We start from the raw sequence: 21,067 nt of genomic DNA, 5'->3' as shown, positions 1-21,067 counted from the left end.
CAGCCCCGGGCCGCGCCCGACCCTCCCCATGGGAGGGCGCATTGGCGATGTCGGCGCGGGCATATCCGCCACTCAGGCTTGAAAGATAAACTGCCCGGCCACGAATGGGGCGAAGCGCCCGCCCAAGGATCGGGCGCGGCCCTCGTCGCACAAGCCATATGACAAGATGACTGGCAACACGCGCCGTTATAAGCTACCCCGCGCCCCGTATCGCTTTCGCGTATCGCCAAAAAGGAATCCACATGACCACACGCGCCGGTTTCGTCGCCCTGATCGGAGAGCCCAATGCGGGCAAATCCACGCTGCTCAACGCGATGGTTGGCGCGAAGGTCTCGATCGTCACCCACAAGGTGCAGACCACCCGCGCCCGCATCCGTGGCGTCGCGATGGAAGGCCAGAGCCAGATCGTCTTCGTCGACACGCCCGGCATCTTCCGTCCGCGCCGTCGTCTGGACCGCGCAATGGTCAATGCCGCCTGGGGCGGGGCGGCCGATGCCGACATGATCGTCCTCCTGGTCGAGGCGCATCGCGGCCTCACCCCGGGTGTCGAAAGCATTCTCGAGGCGCTGCGCGGTCGCGAAGGCACGCAGCCGGTGGCGCTTGCGATCAACAAGATCGACAAGGTGAAATCCGAGGAGCTTCTGGGCCTGACCGCGAAGCTCAACGAAGCGTTCGAGTTCACCAAGACCTTCATGATTTCCGCAGAGCGTGGCTACGGCGTGCAGGATCTCAAGGAATGGCTTGCGGGTGAGATGCCCGAGGGGCCGTGGCTCTATCCGGAAGACCAGATCGCCGACCTGCCTATGCGCATGATCGCAGCCGAGATCACCCGCGAGAAGCTGACCCTGCGCCTGCACGAGGAACTGCCCTACCAGCTGACGGTCGAAACCGAGAGCTGGGAGGAGCGCAAGGACGGCTCCGCGCGGATCGATCAGGTGATCTATGTCGCCCGGGACGGCCACAAGGGGATCATCCTTGGCAAGGGCGGCGAGACGATCAAGGCGATTTCCAAGGCCGCGCGCGAGGAACTGATCGAGTTTCTCGACCGGCCCGTGCATCTGTTCCTGCAGGTGAAGGTGCGCCCGAACTGGCTCGAAGAGGCCGAGCGCTATTCCGAGATGGGTCTCGATTTCAAGGACTCGAAGTGATGGCCGAGGCGCGTCTGACCACGGATTTCTGGGTCCGCGCCTATCTCAAGCGGCTGGAGCTCGCGAATATTCCGGCCTATGTCACTGCGCATGGGCAGGCATCTTCCGGTGCCGTTCTGGTGAAATGTGCCCGCCTCGACGGGACCGCGCAAAGCTACGAGCGGCGCGCGGATCTGATGACCGGAGAGAGCGCGTGGATGCTGTTGCATGACGGGCCCGAGGCCGAGGTCGATGCCAGCATCCGCAAGCAGCGCAGTTTCGACCCCGACCTCTGGGTGATCGAGATCGAGAGCCGCGACGGGCAAACGTTGTTGGAAGAGGACGGCCTCAGCGGCTGATCCCGAGCCGGTTGAGACCGCGGCCCAAGGTGACGATCACCAGCCCGCCGATCCAGAAGGCGACGAGGAACTTCACGCACCACAGTCCCAGCCCGCCCCAGCCGAGCTTGTCGAGGTTGAGAAAGAAATACGGGTAGAACCCGGTTTCCAGCCCCCGGATCACCGCATAGACCAAATAGATCAGCGGCCAGGCCAGCCAGATCACTGCGTGATGGCTCGTCAGCCCACCTTTCGGCGCGAAGGCCAGCCACCAGACCGGAACGAGTATCGGGGCTGCGGTGTGATAAAGCAGGTTCGAGACGTAATCGAGCCCGTGCAATGGCGTGTCGCCAGCCAGCAGTAGGTGATAGACCACGCCGACGATCAGCATCCACAGCACCAGAGCGGCAAGGAACGGTTTGGCCAGCGCCCGCTTGCGCCATGCCATCCAGCCGAAGGCGAGCCCCGCCAGCGTATTCGTCCAGATCGTGAAATAGCGAAACATCAGCCACAGGATGCCCAGCGGCACGGCGGCCTGCGGATGTTCGGCCATGTTGTCGAGGAAGCTTGCGCCGAACGCCGTCAACTCGACGAGGGCGATCAGGGCGGCGAAAAGGGTCGAGGCGCGTGTCATGCGACAAACGCTAGTGCGGCGCGGGGCGTTTGCGCAACTCACGAAGCCGCTTGCGCCGCAACGTCACGGAAAGGATAGTCGCAGCCATGGACTGGCAAGACCTCGGCACGATCCTCTCGACACGACCGCATGGCGAAAGCTCGATGATCGTCGAGCTGTTCACCTCGGCGCATGGGCGTCACGCGGGCGTGGTGCGCGGCGGGGCGTCGCGCAAGATGGCGGGAATTTTGCAGCCGGGAAACCGGGTCACGGCTACGTGGCGCGCGCGGCTGGAAGATCACCTTGGCAGTTATACGATCGAGCCGCTGCAAAGCCGCGCGGTGATCCTGTCGGACCGGCAGGCCTTGGCCGGGCTGAACGCGGCGACGGCGCTGCTGCGGTTCACGCTGCCCGAGCGCGAGGCGCATGACGCGCTGTTTCTGGCGTCCGAGGCGCTGTTCGACGCAATGGCCGAAGGCGGCGATTGGGTGCCGACCTATCTGCGCTGGGAGTTGGGACTGCTGGAGGAGATGGGCTACGGGCTCGACCTGTCGCGCTGCGCGGTGACCGGGTCGCGCGACGATCTCGCCTATGTCAGCCCGCGCTCGGGGCGTGCGGTGAGCCGTCAGGGGGCCGGGGAATGGGCGCCGAGACTGCTGCCGCTGCCGCTCTGCCTGCTGGGGCAGGGGCCCGCGAGTCTAGGCGAGATCGTGCAGGGGCTGCGGCTGACCGGGTTCTTCCTTGGCGAGCGGATGGCGCCGGATCTGGGAGACCGGCCCTTGCCCGAGGCGCGGCAACGGTTCGTGGATTTGCTGGGGCGGAGCGCGCGGTAGCTCATGGAGCGTGGCGCGGGGCGACGAGCCCCGGGCCGCGCCCGCCCCTCCCCCGGGAGGGCGCATTGGTGATGTCATCGCGGGCACATCCCGCATGCGGGCTTGCGAGATAAAACGCCAAGCCACTGGCGGAGCACAGCGCCCACCCAAGGGTCGGGCGCGCCCCTCACCTCAAGCTCAAGGCCGCTCGCGATCGTCCAGCAACAGCGTCAGCAGCGCCAGATCCAGCCAGCGCCCGAACTTCTTGCCAACCTGCGGCATCAGGCCAACCTGAGTGAAGCCCAGCCGCTCGTGCAGCCGGATCGACCCGTCGTTTGCGGCATCGATCGCGCCGACCATGACGTGAAACCCGCCCTCTTTGGCACGCTCGATCAGTGCCGCCATCAGCTTCGCACCCTTGCCGCCCGCGCGGTGGTCGCGATTGACATATACGGAATGCTCGACGCTCAGGTGATAGCCGTCATGGGGGCGGAACGGGCCGAAGCTCGCATAGCCCACGGCGCGCCCGTTCTCTTCCCAGACCAGAACGGGATAACCCGCCGCCTGCCGATCCGCGATATAGGCGCGGCGGTTCTCGGGGCCGACTTCGATCTCGTTCCAGATCGCGGTCGTGTTGCGCACCGCGTCATTGTAAATCTCGGTGATCGCCTCTGCGTCTTCGGCCTTTGCGTCGCGGATCATCTGTGCCCCTCCAGTTCGTCGCGCCAGATTTGGCCGCGAAACCGGGCGAGCGCAACGCTATTTCTGCGCGATGAAATGTCCGGTGCGGCGCACGGCCTCGGCGGCGGGCACGAATTCCACGCCCAGATCGCGCGTCGCGGCCTCGTTGCTGAGCCGCATCGTCATCCCAAGCATCGGCTTGATCAGCGCGATCTGTTCGTCGAACAGCGCGAGGATCGAGACGATCCAGTTCGGCGCCTTCCGGGTCGGGATCTTGCGGTCGGGGAATTCGGCCTTCAGTACCTTCGCCATCTCTAGGAAGGACATGAAGCTTGCCGCACAGATATAGCGGCGACCGATGCTCTCGGGGCGGTCGAGCGCCGCGACATGGCAGGCGGCGACATCGGCCACATCGACCACCGGAATGTCGAACTCCGGCGCCATCGGGTCCTCGCCCGCCATCAGCCGCTCGATCACCGCGACCGACGAGCCGGTATGGCGATCCATCGGCGTGCCGCAGACGAGGCCCGGATTGATCACCGTCAGCTGCATCTCGTGGTGATCCTCGATGAATTCCCACGCCGCTTCCTCGGCAAATATCTTCGAGCGCGTATAGGCGCTGCAGGTCGGCGCGCGCGGGTTCGACCAGTCGGCTTCCGTAATCGGGTCGGAGGTCACGCCATGCATCACCGCCTCCATCGAGGAGGTCTGGATCACGCGGGTCACGCCGGCGGCCTGCGCTGCGCTCAGCACCCGCTTGGTGCCCTCGACCGCGGGCTGGATCACCTCGGCCTCGTTCTTGGGCTTGCTGAGCGGGAAAGGGGAGGCGGTGTGGATCACGGCATCGACCCCGGTCATCGCCGCGTCCCAGCCCTCATCCGCCATCAGATCGGCCTCGACGAAGCTCAGCCGCTCCAGCGCCTCGGGGCCGAGGTCGCGCAGCGCCGCTTTCACCTCTTCGCCCCGGCTGGCCTTGCGCAGCGTGCCGCGCACCTTTTCGCCCTGCGTGAGCAGGTCATAGGCGATGCGTTTGGCGATGAAACCGGTGATGCCGGTGACCAGAATTGTGCGGGCCATTCGCGCCTCTCTGCTTTGAACTCTTTCGTTCAGCTTGCGAGGGCTGCGGGCGGGAGTCAAACGAGAACGGGGCGATGCGAGGATCGCCCGCATCGCCCCGTGTTTTTCAGTGTGCCCCCGGCGCCGCGACGCGCGGCGCGTTCGTGCCTGAGAGGCTCAACTGGAGCCTCTCCGAGACGGCACTCACCCCAAAAGCCTGCGCGCAATCACCTGCGCCTGAATCTCGGCGGCCCCCTCGAAGATGTTCAGGATGCGCGCATCGCAGAGGATACGGCTGATCTGGTATTCCAGCGCGAAGCCGTTGCCGCCATGGATCTGCAGCGCGTTGTCGGCAGCGGCCCACGCCACCCGCGCACCGAGCAGTTTCGCCATGCCAGCTTCCAGATCGCAGCGATGGCCGTGATCTTTTTCCCAGGCCGAGAAATAGGTCAGCTGGCGGGCGATCATCGTCTCCACCGCTATCATCGCGAGTTTCGAGGATACGCGCGGGAATTCGATCAGCGACTTGCCGAATTGCTTGCGGTCGATCGCATATTGCATCCCGATCTCCAGCGCCGATTGCGCCACGCCCACGGCGCGGGCGGCGGTCTGGATGCGGGCGGATTCGAAGGTCTCCATGAGCTGCTTGAAGCCTTTGCCCTCTTCGCCGCCCAGAAGGTTCTCGCCCTTCACGCGGAAATTGTCGAAACCGAGCTCGTATTCCTTCATCCCGCGATAGCCGAGCACTTCGATCTCGCCACCGGTCATTCCCTCGGTGGGGAAGGGGTTGTCGTCGGTGCCCGGCGTCTTCTCGGCCAAGAACATCGACAGGCCTTTGTAATTGTCGGTAGCCGGGTCGGTGCGCGCGAGCAGCGTCATCACATGGGTGCGCTGTGCATGGGTGATCCAGGTCTTGTTGCCGGTAATCAGCCAGTCATCGCCATCCTTGACCGCACGGGTGCGCAACGAGCCCAGATCCGAGCCGGTATTGGGTTCGGTGAAAACGGCGGTGGACAGGATCTCGCCAGAGGACAGGCCCGGAAGCCATTTCTGCTTCTGCTCCTCGGTGCCGCCGCAGATGATCAGCTCTGCCGCGATCTCGGAACGCGTGCCGAGCGAGCCGACACCGATATAGCCGCGCGAAAGCTCCTCGGTCACGACGACCATCGAGGCTTTCGACAGGCCCAGCCCGCCATATTCCTCGGGGATGGTCAGGCCGAATACGCCCAGTTCGGCGAGTTCCTCGATGATTTCCATCGGGATCAGCTCGTCCTTGAGGTGCCATTCATGCGCGTTCGGCTTCACGCGATCTTCGGCGTAGCGGTAGAACTGCTCGCGGATCATCTCGAGATCTTCATCGAGACCGGACTGCCCGAAGATCGAGCGCCCCTGAACGTCGCGCATCAGTTCCACGAGGCGCATTCGGGCGGCGTTGGAATTGCCCGCGGCGATCAACTTCGCGGCCGCGTCCGAGGGAGTCCAGCTGACGCCCATATCGGTCAGGCGCACCATCTCGCCCTGGTTCATCTGGATGCCGCCCGCGATCTGCGCGAGATATTCGCCGAAACCGATCTGCAGGATCAGTTGCTCCATCTCGCCCAGCTTGCCGTCCTCGGTCAGGCGTGCCGCCCAGCCGTGCAGTTGTTTGAGCGCCTGCTGATAGGTCGTCAGCCATGCAAGGCCGTGGGCGCGATACTGGTTCGCTTCGAGCGCGGCGCCGGAAATGCGACCGTCTCTCTCCGTCGCGTTGCGCAGGCTTGCAGTCGCGTCGGAGACCAGCGTCTCCAGCTCGGGCAGGCTCGCTTCCGCAAGGCTCAGGAGGTCATCCAGAATGATCGTCGTCGGCATATCGGCCCCGTCATGTGCCATGAGTCGGCTCCTTATTCTGCAGTTGCAGCCTGTGTAGATACTTCGCAACCGCAGCGCAATAAAAATTCGCCAGCGGATACAATTGCGACGGATAATGTCGCGGAGATTGTCGGCGCGGTCGGGTATCCGCCTGATTTCACGTCGCTTCCCGGCTGTATCCCACCGCGTAACCCGATAGAAGCGATGCGGGACACGAAGGGGAGCGCGCATGTTCGGGATGGAAGTTTGGCAGATATTCGCGGCGCTTGGCGTCACGCTTTTCGCGGGTTTCGTGAAAGGCGCGGTCGGCTTCGCGATGCCGATGATCATGCTGTCGAGCTTTGCGTCGTTCCTGCCTCCGCATCAGGCGCTGGCGCTTCTGATCCTGCCGACGCTGGTGACCAACGTGATGCAGGCTTTCCGTCAGGGGGTCGGCGCGGCGGTGGGTTCGATCAAGAATTACCGGCTGTTCATCGCGATGATCATCATCTTCATCCCGATCAGCGCGACCCTCGTCGACGTGATCCCGCAGCCGGTGATGTACGCGCTTCTGGGGGCGCCGATCCTCGGCTTCTCGATCTGGCAGATCTCGGGACGGCAAATTCCGATGCCCACGCGCCATCGCGCGGTGACCGAGACGGGCTTGGGCGTGATCGCGGGACTCTATGGTGGGATTTCCGGCATCTGGGGGCCGCCGCTGATCATCTACCTGATCTCGATCGACGCGCCGAAACAGGAAGCGGTGCGCATCCTCGGCGTCGTCTTCCTGACCGGGGCGATTATCCTGACCGGCTCGCATCTGGTCTCGGGCGTGCTGAACGCGCAGACCATACCGCTGTCGCTGTTGATGATCCTGCCCGCGCTGGCGGGGATGAAACTAGGCTTCAAGGCGCAGGACCAGCTCGATCCGGTGCGGTTCCGGTGGTGGACGCTGATCCTGTTGGGCGTGGCCGGACTGAACCTGCTGCGCCGCGCGCTGATGGGTTAAGCCACGAAGGGGCGCAGCCCCTGACGTCGGGCGGAGGCCAGCGTCTTCGCCTCATAGCCCGAGACGATCTTGCGCACCGGCTTGCGATGGAGCGGTAGCCCGCCTTCGCGGACTAGCCCCGCAAAGGCCGTGGTCGCCGCCAGAAGCGGTTGCCGGGCGAGCCGCCCGATATGCAGGCTCTCCAGCTTGCAGCCATCCGCCATCAGCAGGTGATGACCGCCCAGCAACAGCCCGTGCCACTCCAGCACGCCGGGGCAATCGGGTTGCAGCGCGGCGCAGCCATCGGCCAGCGAGCGCGCCTCGATCAGCACCTCGTCCTCGCCGAAGATGAAATCCACCGACGGCCCGCTCAGCGCCACGCGGTGTTGGGGCATGACCCAGAGGTCCTGACGCGCCGAGAAGACCGGCGCACAGAGTTTCACCGGACGCAGGTGCCCGATCGCAGGCAGGCTGACCCGGCCCGACCAGAGCACCGGCTGCGGTCCGGCATCGAGGGTCTCGACCAGGTCGCCCGCGCGCAGACGTGCGGCAGGCACCATGCCCTCCGGCGTCTGGATCGGGGTCGCGGGGGCGAAGCAGCCCGCCGGTCCCATCGGTTGCAGATGATCGCCAAGCGCCAGCCAATCGACGCGCGGCCCGATCCGCGCGGGCCCCGCCGGATCGAGCAGGGCCGCGGCCTCGTCACGGGTCAGCGGCAGTGGCGCCACGCCGGCCTGCTGTCGGATCGTGCGCTGGTCGAGCGCCTCCAGCGTCAGCAGGCTCTCGCGTCCCGGCCCGTCCCAGCGCCAAATGAGCCGCATCCGCCCGCCGGTCAGCCGCTCCTGCGTGGCGTCGATGGAGATCGCATGGACCGCCGAGCCGCGCCGCTGCGCCAGCACGATCCGCCCGTCGACATCGAGATTGAGCGAGAGGAAATTCCGCCAGCCTTCGCGCTGATGCAGATGGATCAGCGGCAGGGGCGATTGCTCGCCGCGCATCAGGGTGAATTCCAGCATCAGGCTGCCCCGTGCGAGCAACTCCGGCAGTCTGCGCTCGTCGAACCTGACCGCGCCGCGATGTGCGATCTGCGCACCGATCCAGCCCTGTTGCGCCCTCATATGCGACGCTCCGATTGCTGCCTTGATCCCATGCCTGTCTCCGCGCCCGGGGAAGCCGACACGGAAAACGCACGCCGCCCGAGAGGGCTGCGCGTGGGTGTGCTGCGTCTGAATCCGGGCTTTGCCCTGCTCGATACGCCCGATTTCGGGCTTTTACTTTTGACATATCATGGCACCGTGACCTGCCATTGGGTAGTCCCTGTCTCTGCGTCACATGCTCCCGGTGGCGGGCCTGCAACAGCCATTGCCCCTAGGGCTTCGGCACTCTAAGCCTGTAGCGCTGAAAAGGAGTGCCCATGACGACCGACCCCATCCGCCTGAGCGCCGATCTGATCCGCTGCCCCTCTGTGACCCCGGAGGAGGGCGGCGCGCTGGTCTTGCTCGAAGAGCTGCTGAGCGGGGCGGGCTTTTCCTGCACGCGCGTCGATCGCAACGGCACGCCGAACCTCTACGCGCGCTGGGGCGCGAAGGGGGCGGCGAAGAGCTTCGGCTTCAACGGGCACACGGATGTCGTGCCGGTGGGAGATGCGGCTGCCTGGACGCACGATCCCTTCGGCGCCGAGATCGTCGACGGCGTGATGTGGGGGCGCGGAGCGACCGACATGAAGACCGCCGTTGCTGCCTTCGCCGCCGCAGCGGTGGATTTCGTGACCGAGACGCCGCCCGAAGGCGCGGTGATCCTCGCCATCACCGGCGACGAAGAAGGGCCGGGCCGCGATGGCACGCGGGCGCTTCTGGATTGGATGAAGGCCGAGGGAGAGGCGATGTCGGTCTGCCTCGTGGGCGAGCCGACCTGCCCCAATGAGATGGGGGAGATGATGAAGATCGGGCGGCGTGGCTCGCTCAGCTTCTATATCGAGGCCGAGGGCGTGCAGGGCCATGCCGCCTATCCGCATCGCGCGAAGAACCCGCTGCATGCGCTGGTCGATCTGCTGGGCCGGATGACCGCAGAGCCGCTCGATAACGGGACCGATCATTTCCAGCCCTCGAGCCTGCAGATCACCACGATCGATTGCGGCAACCCGGCCAATAACGTGATCCCGGCCAAGGCGCGCGCGACCGTGAATATCCGCTTCAACGACGCCCATACCGGCGAGGGGCTGATCGCCTGGGCCGAGGCCATGGCTTCCGAGATCGCCGCCGAGACCGGCATCCGCATCGCGCTCAACCCCGATATCTCGGGCGAAAGCTTCGTCACGCCGCCCGGCCCTTTCGTCGACCTCGTCGCGAAATCGGTCGAGGCGGAAACGGGCCGCGCGCCGGAGCTGTCCACCTCGGGCGGCACCTCGGATGCGCGCTTCGTGAAGGATCACTGCCCGGTCGTAGAATTCGGCCTCGTCGGTGCGACGATGCATCAGGTGGACGAACGTGTCCCGCTCGATCAGATCGAAACCCTCACGCGCGTCTATGCCCGCATATTGAAAGACTATTTCGCATGATCAAGATCGAGCCGGTCACCGATTATACCCCCTGCCACGCGCTGCGCCGGGCCGTGTTCATCGAAGAACAGGGCATCCCGGAGCCCGAGGAATGGGACGATCTCGACGATCAGGCCATCCATCTGCTGGCCACGGACAACGGCACGCCGCTCGGCACCGCGCGGCTGATCCGCAAGGGTGAGACCGGCAAGATCGGTCGCATCTGCGTCGCGAAATCCGCGCGCGGCACCGGGCTTGGCGCGGCGCTGGTGCGCGAGGCCTGCGCGCGGTTCGAGGAGATGGGCTGTACCCGCGCCTATCTCTCGGCCCAGAGCTACGCGATCCCGTTCTATGAAAAGCTCGGCTTCGTGCCCTATGGCGCGGATTACGACGACGCGGGCATCCCGCATCGCGATATGGAAAAGCCGCTCTGAGCGTCCTCTTGGCGAAAATATCCCGGAGGGCGCGTCAGCACGGGGGCAGAGCCCCCTCCGCCTAAGCCATGCGCGCCTGCGCGCGGGGGCCGCGCCCCTCGATACCCACGAATAGCGTTCCACTCTTTGAGTGACGCCCCTCACGCCCCATGTTAGGCAAAACCATGAGCAAACCCGCCCCCATCCCCTCGCGCCAGCAGATCCTCGACTGGCTGAACGACAACCCCGACCAAGGGGCCAAGCGCGACATCGCGCGGGCTTTCGGTGTGAAGGGGCAGGCGAAGATCGAGCTGAAGCGCATTCTCAAGGACATGGCCGACGAAGGCCTGATCGAGAAGCGCCGCCGCAACTTCCGCGACCCCAATGTGCTGCCGCCGGTGTCGGTACTGCGGGTAATGCGCGAGGATAGTCAGGGCGATCAATGGGCCGAACCTGCGGAATGGAGTGGCGAGGGGCCTGCGCCCTTGGTTCTCTTCGTTCCGAAGGACGGCGATCCTACGCTGGCCGAGGGCGACCGTATCCTCGGTCGCCTGACCCCGGTCGAGGATGAGGATTACGGCTACGAGGCGCGGCTGATCCGCAAGATCGGCCAGGCCTCGCATCGCATCGTCGGCATCTTCCGCAAGAATGCCGAGGGCGGGCGGATCATGCCGATCGACAAGGGTGTCGGCAACGAATGGCAAGTTCCGGCGGCGGTCACGCAGGGCGCCAAGGATGGCGAGCTGGTCGAGGCCGAACAGACCGGGCCGCGCGGCCGCATGGGCCTGCCCAAGGCGCGCGTGATCGAGGTGCTGGGCGATCCGTCCGCGCCGAAGGCGGTCTCCCTCATCGCGATCCATCAGCATGGCATCCCCGACGATTTTCCCGATGCGGTCGTGGCCGAGGCCGATGCCGCCGAGCCTGCGCCTCTGGGCGAGCGCGAAGACCTGCGCAAGCTGTCTTTCGTCACGATCGACCCGGCGGATGCCCGCGACCGCGACGACGCCGTACTGGTGATCCGCGATGAGGATCCGAAGAACGAGGGCGGCTTCCTGATCTGGGTGGCGATTGCCGATGTGGCGCATTACGTTACGCCGGGCTCCGAGCTGGACCGCGAGGCGCGCAAGCGCGGCAACTCCACCTATTTCCCCGACCGCGTCGTGCCGATGCTGCCGGATCGTCTGTCAGGCGATCTGTGCTCGCTGCACGAGAATGTGGACCGTGCGGTATTGGCGGTACGGATGAAGATCGACGCGCAGGGGCGGAAGGTCTCGCATCGCTTCACGCGCGGGATGATCCGTTCGGTCGGCTCGCTCGAATACGGGCAGGTGCAATCCGCGCGCGACGGCAACCCGGACGAGAAGACCGAGGATATGGTCGAGGAGATCATCGACCCGATCTACGAGGCTTACGAGGCGCTCAAGCATGCTCGTGCGATCCGTCAGCCGCTGGAACTGGACCTGCCCGAGCGGCAGATCGTGATCGGAGACGATGGCCATGTCGCCTCGATCCGGTTCAAGGAACGGCTCGATGCGCATAAGCTGATCGAGGAGTTCATGGTGCTGGCCAACGTGGCCGCCGCCGAGGAACTGGAGAAGTTGCGCCGTCCGCTGCTGTATCGTGTCCACGAAGAACCCAGCCTCGAGAAGATCGAGAGCCTGCGTGAAGTGGCGCAGGCGTCGGGCTTCACGCTGGCGAAGGGGCAGGTGCTGCAGACCGCGCATCTGAACAATCTGCTCAGCCAGTCCGAGGGCTCCGAGTTCGACGAGTTGATCAACATTTCGACGTTGCGCTCGATGACACAGGCCTATTACGCGCCGACGAATTATGGCCATTTCGGCCTCGCGCTGCGGTCCTACGCGCATTTCACCTCGCCGATCCGGCGCTATTCCGACCTGATCGTGCACCGCGCGCTGATCCTCGGCCATGGCTGGGGCAAGGACGGGCTGAGCGCGTGGGATATCGAGAACCTCGAGGACACGGCAAAGCTGATTTCCGATACCGAGCGCCGTTCGATGGTGGCCGAACGCGACACGACCGACCGCTATCTGGCCGCTTACCTGTCGGACCGCGTGGGCAGCGAGTTCACCGGCCGCATTTCGGGCGTGCAGAAATTCGGCGCTTTCGTAAAGCTCGACGAGACCGGCGCGGACGGGCTGATCCCGATCCGCGAGATCGGGCGCGAGTTCTTCCATTTCGATCGCGAGGCGCAGGAGCTGGTGGGCTCCGATACCGGCATGGTTATCACGATCGGGCAGCGCGTCCGGGTGCGGCTGTCGGAGGCCGTGCCGATCACCGGCGGGCTGATGCTGGAGCTGCTGGAAGTCGAAGGGCAGGGGATGCCCTCGGGCGACGGCAAGCGCCGCAAAGGACGTCGTCCCGGCACCCGCCCGCCGCGCAAAGGGCCCGGCAAGGGACCGCGCAAACCGGCCCGCGACGCTGCCAAGAAGAAGGCTGTCGCGCGCAAGGTGAAACGCACGCGCAAGAGCTGAGGCCTTAGAGCATCCACTCGATCGGCAGACGCTGCGCGACCCACAGGAAGATGCGATGCGAGAAGGGCACGCCCGGCTCGCGCTTGCGGACGCCGTGACCGGGCCGCGACCAGCGCAATTGCTGCGCACGGGTCAGGCGCAGCCGCCATGCGCGGGTGGGGATGAACTCCTTGAACGTCTCGGAGATCTCGCTCGCGATCTCGGGCGCAGCGATCACGATCCCCAACTCGGTATTCAAACGCATCGAGCGCGGATCGAAATTGAACGAGCCGATGAAGACCCGCGCGCGATCCACCGCGAAGACCTTGGCGTGCAGCTTGTTGCGTGAAAACGGCGAGGTGCCGCGAATGTCGGATCCAAGCAGCCGTTCGCGCCGGTTACGCTCGTTCGGGCGGCGATCTTCGGCATCGGCGGCGTATTCGTAAAGCTCGATCCCGGCACGCAACAACCCTTTGCGACGATGGGCATAGCCCGAATGCACGAGCGCCACATCGGTTGCGGCATAGGAGTTCGTCAGCACCTTGATCTTCGCCCCCGATTTCGCGATCCGCTTGAGATAGCGCACGCCGGTCCGCGTCGGCACGAGATAGGGCGTGATCAGCACCAGTTCCTGCAGCGGCTGGCCGAGGGCACGCACCAGATATTGCCAGAGCAGCTTGCGCCCCTGCAAAAGCCCGTGAATCTTCGACGGGTGGTCGTAGATCAGCTGCGCCTCGGCGAAGATCACGGGCGCCTTGCCCGACAGCAGCCGCGAGAGCCGGTCGGGATGCCGCAGGTCCACGGCATAGCGCTTCGCCTCTGGCTCGGAGAGACGAACCTCCTCATCCTTGATGATGTCCTCGGCTTCCTCTGCCTTGCAGCCACCCAGCATTTTCTCCGCTGGGATCGCGGGCGGGGCGTTCCAGTAAAGGTCGAACTGCTTTCCGATCTGCGCCAGAACGGGCCCTGCGACGGCGACGTCGAGATCCATGTAGAGCCCGCTCTCGGAGAGGCTGTTGAAGTAGTCGTCGCCGATATTGCGCCCGCCGAGGATCGCCATCCTTCCATCCGCGATCATCGCCTTGTTGTGCATCCGGCGGTTCAGACGACGAAAATCGGACAGGTAGCCGAGAACCCGCGCGGTCCGGATCGGGAAGGGGTTGAAGAGGCGCACCTCGACATTGGGCAATTCGTCGAGCGCGGCCAGCGTACGGTCCATCCCGGCGGTGCCGTTGTCGTCGATTAGAAGCCGGACATGGACCCCGCGTCCGGCCGCCCTGCGCAGCGCGCCGAGCATGATCGCGCCCGCAGTATCGTTCTGCCAGATGTAATATTGCAGATCGAGAGAGACCTCCGCCGCTTCGATGAGTTCCAGTCGCGCCGCAAGCGCATCGAGCGGATCGGCGAGCAGCTGGACCGCGTTTTTCGTTTCGAGCCCCGCAAGCCGGTCCTGCAGCGCGGTGGCAAAGCGGCCGGTTTCGGGGGCGACCTGCATCTTCGACTCGGGGAAGGGCCCTTTCGGTCGCCGATGCGACAGCCTCGCGACGATCAGAGTCAGGCCGGCCAGGGCGATGAGGCCAGCGAGCAGGGCGAAGCCCAGAATATGAAGCAGTTCCAGTTTCATGGCTGGCATCATGTAGGCGGTTCAAGGGTTTAGGAAAGTGGGCTTCGCGCATGAAAAAGGCCGGCGTGATCGCCGGCCCCTTTAAATATTTCGTGTTCCCGGTTCAGCGCATCAACCGATCGCGGCGGCTTTCACATCGTCGTCGATGTAGGGCACGTATTGCGCGAAATTGTCCGAGAACATCTCGACCAGTTTCTGCGCCTGCGCGTCATAGGCGGCCTTGTCGTCCCAAGTGCGGCGCGGATCGAGGAGCACGTCCGAGACGTTCGGGACCGAGACCGGAACCTCGAAGCCGAAGTTGGGATCCTTGCGGAACTGCACGTTGTGGAGCGAGCCGTCGAGCGCGGCTTTCAGAAGCGCACGGGTCGCCCGGATCGGCATCCGCGAGCCGGTGCCGAAGGCGCCGCCGGTCCAGCCGGTATTGACCAGCCAGCAGGATGCGCCAACGTCGCGGATCTTCTCCTGCAGCAGCTTGCCGTAGACCTCGGGGCGGCGCGGCATGAACGGCGCGCCGAAGCAGGTCGAGAAGGTCGGGATCGGCTCGACCACGCCCACCTCGGTGCCCGGCGTCTTCGAGGTGAAGCCCGACAGGAAGTGATACATTGCCTGCGCCGGGGTCAGTCGCGCGATCGGCGGCAGCACACCGAACGCGTCGCAGGTCAGCATGATCACGTTCTTGGGCTGGCCCGCCATCGCGGTATCCGAGGCGTTCGGGATGTAATGCAGCGGATAGGCGCAGCGCATGTTGTCGGTGATCGAGTTGTCGTTGAAGTCCAGCTCCAGCGTCTCCTCGTCGAAGACCATGTTCTCGATGACCGTGCCGAACATCGAGCACGTATCGTAGATCTCCGGCTCCGCCTCTTTCGAGAGGTTGATCGTCTTGGCGTAGCAACCGCCCTCGAAGTTGAAGATGCCGTTGTCGGACCAGCCATGTTCGTCATCGCCCACGAGGATGCGTGAGGGGTCGGCCGAGAGCGTCGTCTTGCCCGTGCCCGAGAGGCCGAAGAAGACCGCCGCGTCGTCGGGATCGTCGATCGCGTGGTTGGCCGAGCAGTGCATCGCCATGACGCCTTCGCCGGGCAGAATGTAGTTGAGAAGGGTGAAGACGCCCTTCTTGTTTTCGCCCGCGTAGGCGGTGTTGCCGATCAGGATCGTCTTCTTGTCGAAGTTCAGCGCGATCACGGTTTCCGAGCGGCAGCCGTGCTTCGCGGGGTCGGCCTTGAAGCTGGGGCAATTGATGATCGTCCACTCCGGATCGAACGCGTCGAGCTCCTCGCGCTCGGGGCGGCGCAGCATGGTGCGCAGGAACAGTCCGTGCCATGCAAGCTCGGCCACCAGGCGCACGTCGAGACGGTGCTCCGGATCGGCGCCGCCGAAGAGGTCCTCGACGAAGTAATCCTTGCCCTTCATGTGCTCCAGCATGTCGGCGTGGAGGCGATCAAAGGCGTCGGGCTCCATCGGGGCGTTGTTCTCCCACCAGATGGTGTCCTCGACGGAGGTGGTGCGCACGACGAACTTGTCTTTGGGCGACCGGCCGGTGTGCTTGCCGGTCGTGCAGTAGAAGGCGCCGCCCTTGCCGAGTATGCCTTCGTCGCGCTTGATCGCTTCTTGGATCAGCGCCGGTTCCAGCAGGTTGTAATAGACATTCCCGAGACCTTCGATGCCTTGATCTTCCAGTCGTTTCGCGGGGTTAACGCGTCCAATGTCCATCTGATGCTCCCGATGCCGTCGCGCGGCGTTCACAGGGTTATTCCCGGCGCGTCGGGGCCTCGAAGCGCCGATCCAAGCAACAATCTTACCCGGATGGATCGCCTATAGCATGACATTTTTGCAATGGAACAGAATGGTAGGGTGCAGTTAGCGCAACCATCCGGAGGTTTAGCGCAATCACGGCGAAATGTCGCGGAAAGGTGAGGCAAATTAGTCAAAGGTTGGGAAATTCTGGCTCTATTGATTCGCGAAAACTTGGTGATTCGCAGCTTTTTGTTGATTTGAAGGCAGTGAACGCGGAATATGTGCGTAAACGCGGAATAAGTGCGTAATAACTATAAAGTAGCAGTGAAGGGGTATTCCGACATGTCGAGAATCGCGCTGGTCGATGACGACCGCAATATTCTGACCTCGGTCTCGATGACGCTCGAGGCGGAAGGTTACGATGTCGAAACGTATAACGATGGACAGGCTGCATTCGACGCGTTTACCAAACGCCTCCCCGACATGGCGGTTCTGGATATAAAGATGCCGCGGATGGACGGCATGGAGCTGCTTCAGCGGCTCCGGCAGAAGACCGCGATGCCGGTGATCTTTCTGACCTCCAAGGACGATGAGATCGACGAGGTTCTTGGTCTTCGCATGGGGGCGGACGACTACGTCAAGAAGCCGTTCTCGCAGCGTCTTCTGGTCGAACGCATCCGCGCGCTGCTGCGCCGGCAGGAAGCGATCTCGACCGGCGAGGTCGCCTCGACCGAAGACACCAAGGTGATGGTGCGCGGCTCGCTCGAGATGGATCCGCTGCGCCACGCGGTGACCTGGAAGGGCAAGGATGTCACGCTGACCGTGACCGAATTCCTGCTGCTTCAGGCGTTGGCCCAACGGCCCGGTTTCGTGAAGTCGCGCGATCAGCTTATGGACGTGGCCTACGACGATCAGGTCTATGTCGACGACCGCACGATCGACAGCCACATCAAGCGCCTGCGCAAGAAGATGCGCAGCGTCGACGATGATTTCTCGGCGATCGAGACACTCTACGGCATCGGGTACCGGTATAACGAAGAGTGATCCCACGTCGATGAGTATTGCCGGGAAGATCGGATTGGCTCGAAAGCGCTCCTCAAACTTCGCCCGTCGCGCGCCGGAAACGGATGTCGTGCTCGGCGAGGATTGGGTCGGCCCAGCCGATATCGTCGATGACGATCTGCGCAAGGGGCGGGCGCGGCGGTCCATGTTCTCGCTCAACCGCTCGCCGCTGGCGCGCAAGATCATCACCTTCAACCTGTTGGCGATGATCGTGCTGGTGACAGGTGTGCTTTACCTCAATCCGTTTCGCGATAGCCTCGTGCTGCAACGCGAAAGCGGGCTCGTGAACGAGGCGCAACTGGCTGCCGACGTGTTCGAGGCGCAGCTGCCCGCGGGTGCTCCGGTCAATCTGGCGGCGGGCGACGGGCTCGATCCGCTTGCGACGATCCGCGGGATGGAGCTGCCCGAGGGCGCCGATCTCTACCTGTTCGACCCAAGTGCTGCATTGCTCGGCACTACGACCACGGGCGACCGCGCGCCGGTCGAAGAGGTCGATGGGCTCAATTTCGACAAACGCTCGACCGTGCTCAGCGATTTTCTGGGCCAGATCTGGGACTCGGTCGCCGGCCTGTTCGAGCGGGGCGGCGGTACCGCAGCCGATAGCGCGCTCGATATGGTGCGCGATCTGGTGCCCTCCGCGCTGGAAGGGCGCACGAAGATCTCGTCGCAGAAGAACGCCGCGGGCTCGACAATATTCGCCGTCGCCACGCCGATCCGGCAGGGGGATCGCGTCGTTGGCGTCGTGGGGCTGATCTCGGTCGCGGGGCAGATCGATGCACTGGTCCGCGTCGAGCGCGAGCAGGTGCTGCAGATGTTCGTGATCGCGATCATCGTCTCGATCGGCCTGTCGCTGGTGCTGGCCTCAACCATCGCAAATCCACTCTCCGATCTCGCGGCGGCGGCCGAAATCGGGCGCGATAAGAATGCGCGCAAGATGGCGCCCGCCCGGGTGCGCATCCCTGACCTCACCGCCCGACCCGACGAGATCGGGCGGCTGTCGGGCGCGATGCGCGGCATGGTCGGCGCGCTTTACGAACGCATCGACGCGAACGAACAATTCGCCGCCGACGTCGCCCATGAAATCAAGAATCCGCTGGCCAGCCTGCGCTCTGCCGTGGCCTCGCTGCATATGGTCAAGAAGGACGAACAGCGCACGCGTCTTCTCGAAGTCATCGATCACGACGTGCGCAGACTGGATCGTCTGGTGAGTGACATCTCCAATGCGTCGCGGCTCGATTCCGAGCTGGTGAAGGAAGAGGAAGAGCAGTTCGACCTGATCAAGATGGTGTCGAACCTCAGCGAGTTCCTCGGTCAGCAGGCGCGCGAGAAGGGTGTCGACTTCATCACCGATCTGCCGTCGCAGTCCGTGATCATCTCGGGGCTGGAAGCGCGTCTGGCCCAGGTCTTCGTGAACCTGATCACCAATGCGACCTCGTTCTGCGAAGAGGGGGACGCGGTGCGGGTCTGGGCACGCCAGCGCGACAACCGCGTGCTGGTCGTGGTCGAGGATACCGGGCCGGGCATTCCCGAAGAGGCGCTCACCAAAGTGTTCAAGCGCTTCTACTCGGAACGTCCCGAGGGGCAGTTCGGCGACCATTCCGGTCTCGGCCTTGCGATCTCCAAGCAGATCGTCGAAGCGCATGGCGGCGTGATCTGGGCCGAGAATATCCGCCCGACTGATGCCGACCGGACCTCCGATCCTCTGGGCGCGCGTTTCGTCGTGGGCCTGCCGGTAAGTTGAATGACCGGGTCGGACGACCTCTCGACCAATCTCCATGCCAGTGCCGTCGCGCTCGACCCCGAGCGCGGCGTTCTTATTCGCGGCGCGTCGGGCAGCGGCAAGTCTCTCCTCGCGCTGCGGTTGATGGCGCTGGGGGCGTCGCTCGTAGCCGATGACCGGGTTGACCTGCGGGTCGAGAACGGGGAGCTGATCGCCAGCGCGCCGGAGATGATCGCGGGCCGGATTGAGGCGCGCGGCGTCGGTATCCTGAGGGCCGATCCCCTGTCGCATGCCCGCATCATCCTGCTCGTCGACCTCGACCGGGAAGAGACCGCGCGCCTCCCAACCTGTCGAAAAGACAGTATGTTGGGGGTCAGTCTGCCCCTTGTGCTGCGCGTGCAGCATCGTCATCTTGATGTGGCAATCCTGCAATGGCTGAAAGGGGGCCGATGGGCGTGACCCGATCCGATCCGGTATGGGCACAGGCTGGCCAGCGCGTCGTGCTGGTGACCGGCCCCTCAGGTGCGGGCCGCACCACCGCAATCGGCGCCCTGGAAGACCTGGGCTACGAGCCGATCGTCAACCTGCCGCTGAATCTCGTACCGCGCCTTCTCAAGGGCCATCTGACCGGCCCGGTCGCGCTTGGCGTCGATGTGCGCGGGCGCGATTTCTCGGCTGCGGCGCTGATCGAACTGGTCGATATGCTGACCAAACGGCCGGATCTGGATCTCGACTTGCTCTATCTCGACGCGCGTCCCGAGGTGCTCGAACGGCGCTATTCGGAGACCCGCCGCCGTCATCCGCTTTCGCCCGAGGAAGACCCCGGCGCCGGTATCGCGCAGGAGATGGATCTTCTCTCGCCGATCCGGATGCGCGCCGATGTCCTGATCGATACCTCCGAGATGAGCCCGCATGATCTGCGCGCCGAGGTCGGGCGTTTCTTCGACACGGGCCGCACCGAGCCGCTCTCGGTCACAGTGAATTCCTTCAGCTATAAGCGCGGGGTGCAGCGCGGGCTCGATCTGATGTTCGATTGCCGCTTCCTCGCCAATCCCCATTGGGAACCGGGGTTGCGCGCGCGCGACGGGCGCGACGCGGCGGTCGCGGAGTATGTCGCCGCCGATCCCCGCTTTGCCGAGTTCCACCAGCGCGTTCTCGATCTGCTTCTGTTCCTGCTCCCCGCCTATGTCGCGGAGGGCAAGGCCTATCTCTCGGTCGGCTTCGGGTGTACCGGGGGGCAACACCGCTCGGTCGCAATGACCGAGAGCATCGCCAAAGCGCTTGCGGAAGCAGGGTGGCGCGTGTCTAAACGTCATAGGGAATTGGAGCGTCTCGGCCATGCCGAGAACGAAGAAACGAAGGTGAGGTCGGGCGCGTGATCGGTATCGTGATCGTGGCACATGGTGGTCTGGCGCGCGAATATCTCGCCGCTATAGAGCATGTCGTGGGCCCGCAGCGCGGCATTCGTGCCATCACGATCGAGGATGATCACGACCGCGCGGGCAAGCAGGCGGAGATTCGCGCCGCCGCCGATGCGGTCGATGACGGCACAGGTGTCGTGGTTGTGACCGACATGTTCGGCGGCTCGCCCTCCAACTTGTCGCTGATGGCCTGCGAGGCGCGCGACCGCGAAATCATCTACGGCGCGAACCTGCCGCTTCTGATCAAACTGGCGAAATCGCGCAGCCTCGCCGTGCATGCCGCGGTCGAGGCCGCGCTCGATGCCGGGCGCAAATACATCAACAGTTACAACGCCCAAGCGGGAGTGGTGAAATGTCCGTGACCCGCGAATTGGAGATCGTGAACGAGAAAGGCCTGCATGCGCGCGCCTCCGCCCGTTTCGTCGAGGTTGTCGAGGATCACGACGCCCGCGCCACGGTGGCGAAGGACGGCCAGTCGGTCTCGGGCGACTCGATCATGGGGCTTTTGATGTTGGCAGCTTCGCGTGGAACCACTATTGAAGTGACGACAAGCGGGGCCGAAGCCGAAAAGCTCGCCGATGCGCTTCAGGCATTGGTGGCCGACAAATTCGGCGAAGGTATGTGACGCGCTCCGCACCCAGCGA

General features: G+C 64.5%; 20 protein-coding genes. 13 read left to right on the top strand and 7 right to left on the bottom strand.

Annotation, left to right across the window (positions count from 1 at the left end; translation table 11 throughout):
• Positions 1–242: 242 nt before the first annotated feature.
• Together era and B6V72_RS16740 are read left to right on the top strand one after the other, a co-directional pair.
• Positions 243–1,148, top strand: a complete 906-nt coding sequence (gene era / locus B6V72_RS16745) for a GTPase Era (protein ID WP_088720510.1) — start codon at positions 243–245, stop codon at positions 1,146–1,148.
• Entirely contained in the window at positions 1,148–1,486 is a 339-nt protein-coding gene (locus tag B6V72_RS16740) for a DUF1491 family protein (protein WP_075776852.1), read from the top strand. Before era ends, B6V72_RS16740 begins: the two co-directional genes overlap by 1 nt.
• On the opposite strand, the gene B6V72_RS16735 is transcribed toward B6V72_RS16740, so the two are convergent.
• Positions 1,476–2,099, bottom strand: coding sequence for a Pr6Pr family membrane protein (locus B6V72_RS16735; protein WP_075776853.1), 624 nt, complete (start codon positions 2,097–2,099; stop codon positions 1,476–1,478). The genes B6V72_RS16740 and B6V72_RS16735 overlap by 11 nt on opposite strands.
• 86 nt (positions 2,100–2,185) lie before the next feature.
• On the opposite strand from B6V72_RS16735, the gene recO reads away from it, so the two are divergent.
• Positions 2,186–2,911 carry a DNA repair protein RecO gene (recO, locus tag B6V72_RS16730; protein ID WP_088736081.1) on the top strand — a complete coding sequence of 242 codons (726 nt, stop codon included), beginning with the start codon at positions 2,186–2,188 and terminating at the stop codon, positions 2,909–2,911.
• 177 nt (positions 2,912–3,088) lie between these two features.
• Here the strand turns inward: recO and B6V72_RS16725 are convergent, their stop codons facing one another.
• The 3 genes from B6V72_RS16725 to B6V72_RS16715 form a co-directional block, all read right to left on the bottom strand.
• Positions 3,089–3,592: a GNAT family N-acetyltransferase gene (locus tag B6V72_RS16725; protein WP_088736080.1), complete on the bottom strand. Its 504-nt coding sequence runs from the start codon at positions 3,590–3,592 to the stop codon at positions 3,089–3,091.
• 57 nt (positions 3,593–3,649) lie between these two features.
• On the bottom strand, positions 3,650–4,648 hold the full coding sequence (locus B6V72_RS16720) for an aldehyde reductase (protein WP_168173069.1): 999 nt from the start codon (positions 4,646–4,648) through the stop codon (positions 3,650–3,652).
• A gap of 183 nt (positions 4,649–4,831) precedes the next feature.
• On the bottom strand, positions 4,832–6,496 hold the full coding sequence (locus tag B6V72_RS16715; RefSeq protein WP_088736078.1) for an acyl-CoA dehydrogenase family protein: 1,665 nt from the start codon (positions 6,494–6,496) through the stop codon (positions 4,832–4,834).
• A 208-nt stretch (positions 6,497–6,704) separates the two neighbouring features.
• On the opposite strand from B6V72_RS16715, the gene B6V72_RS16710 reads away from it, so the two are divergent.
• Positions 6,705–7,463 (top strand): sulfite exporter TauE/SafE family protein, encoded by a 759-nt coding sequence (locus B6V72_RS16710; RefSeq protein ID WP_088725928.1) that lies wholly within the window; start codon positions 6,705–6,707, stop codon positions 7,461–7,463.
• Here the strand turns inward: B6V72_RS16710 and B6V72_RS16705 are convergent.
• Positions 7,460–8,560, bottom strand: a complete 1,101-nt coding sequence (locus tag B6V72_RS16705) for a Hint domain-containing protein (protein ID WP_088736077.1) — start codon at positions 8,558–8,560, stop codon at positions 7,460–7,462. The two genes, B6V72_RS16710 and B6V72_RS16705, sit on opposite strands and share 4 nt — an antisense overlap.
• A 296-nt stretch (positions 8,561–8,856) precedes the next feature.
• Here B6V72_RS16705 and dapE point away from each other — a divergent pair, with 296 nt between their 5' ends.
• The 3 genes from dapE (at position 8,857) to rnr (ending at position 12,883) form a co-directional block, all read left to right on the top strand.
• On the top strand, positions 8,857–9,999 hold the full coding sequence (gene dapE, locus B6V72_RS16700) for a succinyl-diaminopimelate desuccinylase (RefSeq protein WP_088736076.1): 1,143 nt from the start codon (positions 8,857–8,859) through the stop codon (positions 9,997–9,999).
• Positions 9,996–10,412, top strand: coding sequence for a GNAT family N-acetyltransferase (locus B6V72_RS16695; protein ID WP_088720502.1), 417 nt, complete (start codon positions 9,996–9,998; stop codon positions 10,410–10,412). The genes dapE and B6V72_RS16695 overlap by 4 nt, the downstream gene beginning before the upstream one ends.
• Positions 10,413–10,576: 164 nt before the next feature.
• Entirely contained in the window at positions 10,577–12,883 is a 2,307-nt protein-coding gene (gene rnr, locus B6V72_RS16690; RefSeq protein ID WP_088736075.1) for a ribonuclease R, read from the top strand.
• 4 nt (positions 12,884–12,887) lie between these two features.
• Here the strand turns inward: rnr and B6V72_RS16685 are convergent, their stop codons facing one another.
• Both B6V72_RS16685 and B6V72_RS16680 read right to left on the bottom strand, forming a co-directional pair.
• Positions 12,888–14,486, bottom strand: a complete 1,599-nt coding sequence (locus B6V72_RS16685) for a phospholipase D family protein (protein WP_168173068.1) — start codon at positions 14,484–14,486, stop codon at positions 12,888–12,890.
• A gap of 111 nt (positions 14,487–14,597) precedes the next feature.
• Positions 14,598–16,196, bottom strand: coding sequence for a phosphoenolpyruvate carboxykinase (locus tag B6V72_RS16680; protein ID WP_088725934.1), 1,599 nt, complete (start codon positions 16,194–16,196; stop codon positions 14,598–14,600).
• 366 nt (positions 16,197–16,562) lie between these two features.
• Between B6V72_RS16680 and B6V72_RS16675 the strand changes: the two genes are divergently transcribed.
• From B6V72_RS16675 to B6V72_RS16650, 6 genes are read left to right on the top strand one after another with little or no spacing between them, the layout of a single operon-like run.
• Entirely contained in the window at positions 16,563–17,264 is a 702-nt protein-coding gene (locus tag B6V72_RS16675) for a response regulator transcription factor (RefSeq protein WP_075776864.1), read from the top strand.
• Positions 17,265–17,274: 10 nt separating this feature from the next.
• Complete coding sequence (locus B6V72_RS16670) at positions 17,275–19,023, top strand: sensor histidine kinase (RefSeq protein WP_088720498.1); 1,749 nt, start codon at positions 17,275–17,277, stop codon at positions 19,021–19,023.
• Positions 19,024–19,461, top strand: a complete 438-nt coding sequence (locus B6V72_RS16665; RefSeq protein ID WP_088736073.1) for an HPr kinase/phosphatase C-terminal domain-containing protein — start codon at positions 19,024–19,026, stop codon at positions 19,459–19,461.
• The gene (gene rapZ / locus B6V72_RS16660; protein ID WP_088723452.1) at positions 19,452–20,381 is read left to right on the top strand and encodes an RNase adapter RapZ; all 930 of its coding nucleotides are present in this window, start codon (positions 19,452–19,454) and stop codon (positions 20,379–20,381) included. Before B6V72_RS16665 ends, rapZ begins: the two co-directional genes overlap by 10 nt.
• Positions 20,378–20,785: a PTS fructose transporter subunit IIA gene (locus B6V72_RS16655; RefSeq protein ID WP_075776867.1), complete on the top strand. Its 408-nt coding sequence runs from the start codon at positions 20,378–20,380 to the stop codon at positions 20,783–20,785. Before rapZ ends, B6V72_RS16655 begins: the two co-directional genes overlap by 4 nt.
• Positions 20,776–21,048, top strand: a complete 273-nt coding sequence (locus B6V72_RS16650; RefSeq protein ID WP_075776868.1) for an HPr family phosphocarrier protein — start codon at positions 20,776–20,778, stop codon at positions 21,046–21,048. Before B6V72_RS16655 ends, B6V72_RS16650 begins: the two co-directional genes overlap by 10 nt.
• Positions 21,049–21,067: the final 19 nt, after the last annotated feature.

The organism is Thioclava sp. F34-6, from assembly GCF_002213235.1.
GTDB lineage: Bacteria > Pseudomonadota > Alphaproteobacteria > Rhodobacterales > Rhodobacteraceae > Thioclava > Thioclava nitratireducens.
This window is presented reverse-complemented; position numbering and strand designations above follow the sequence as displayed.

Bases quoted from the DNA above. Each gene is read 5' to 3' on its own strand.
- B6V72_RS16705 (WP_088736077.1), bottom strand. From the start codon at position 8,560: ATGAGGGCGCAACAGGGCTGGATCGGTGCGCAGATCGCACATCGCGGC.
- B6V72_RS16650 (WP_075776868.1), top strand. From the start codon at position 20,776: ATGTCCGTGACCCGCGAATTGGAGATCGTGAACGAGAAAGGCCTGCAT.
- era (WP_088720510.1), top strand. From the start codon at position 243: ATGACCACACGCGCCGGTTTCGTCGCCCTGATCGGAGAGCCCAATGCG.
- B6V72_RS16710 (WP_088725928.1), top strand. From the start codon at position 6,705: ATGTTCGGGATGGAAGTTTGGCAGATATTCGCGGCGCTTGGCGTCACG.
- B6V72_RS16685 (WP_168173068.1), bottom strand. From the start codon at position 14,486: ATGAAACTGGAACTGCTTCATATTCTGGGCTTCGCCCTGCTCGCTGGC.
- dapE (WP_088736076.1), top strand. From the start codon at position 8,857: ATGACGACCGACCCCATCCGCCTGAGCGCCGATCTGATCCGCTGCCCC.
- B6V72_RS16735 (WP_075776853.1), bottom strand. From the start codon at position 2,099: ATGACACGCGCCTCGACCCTTTTCGCCGCCCTGATCGCCCTCGTCGAG.
- B6V72_RS16695 (WP_088720502.1), top strand. From the start codon at position 9,996: ATGATCAAGATCGAGCCGGTCACCGATTATACCCCCTGCCACGCGCTG.
- rapZ (WP_088723452.1), top strand. From the start codon at position 19,452: ATGGGCGTGACCCGATCCGATCCGGTATGGGCACAGGCTGGCCAGCGC.
- B6V72_RS16670 (WP_088720498.1), top strand. From the start codon at position 17,275: ATGAGTATTGCCGGGAAGATCGGATTGGCTCGAAAGCGCTCCTCAAAC.
- B6V72_RS16720 (WP_168173069.1), bottom strand. From the start codon at position 4,648: ATGGCCCGCACAATTCTGGTCACCGGCATCACCGGTTTCATCGCCAAA.
- B6V72_RS16740 (WP_075776852.1), top strand. From the start codon at position 1,148: ATGGCCGAGGCGCGTCTGACCACGGATTTCTGGGTCCGCGCCTATCTC.
- B6V72_RS16725 (WP_088736080.1), bottom strand. From the start codon at position 3,592: ATGATCCGCGACGCAAAGGCCGAAGACGCAGAGGCGATCACCGAGATT.
- B6V72_RS16680 (WP_088725934.1), bottom strand. From the start codon at position 16,196: ATGGACATTGGACGCGTTAACCCCGCGAAACGACTGGAAGATCAAGGC.
- B6V72_RS16675 (WP_075776864.1), top strand. From the start codon at position 16,563: ATGTCGAGAATCGCGCTGGTCGATGACGACCGCAATATTCTGACCTCG.
- recO (WP_088736081.1), top strand. From the start codon at position 2,186: ATGGACTGGCAAGACCTCGGCACGATCCTCTCGACACGACCGCATGGC.
- rnr (WP_088736075.1), top strand. From the start codon at position 10,577: ATGAGCAAACCCGCCCCCATCCCCTCGCGCCAGCAGATCCTCGACTGG.
- B6V72_RS16665 (WP_088736073.1), top strand. From the start codon at position 19,024: ATGACCGGGTCGGACGACCTCTCGACCAATCTCCATGCCAGTGCCGTC.
- B6V72_RS16715 (WP_088736078.1), bottom strand. From the start codon at position 6,496: ATGGCACATGACGGGGCCGATATGCCGACGACGATCATTCTGGATGAC.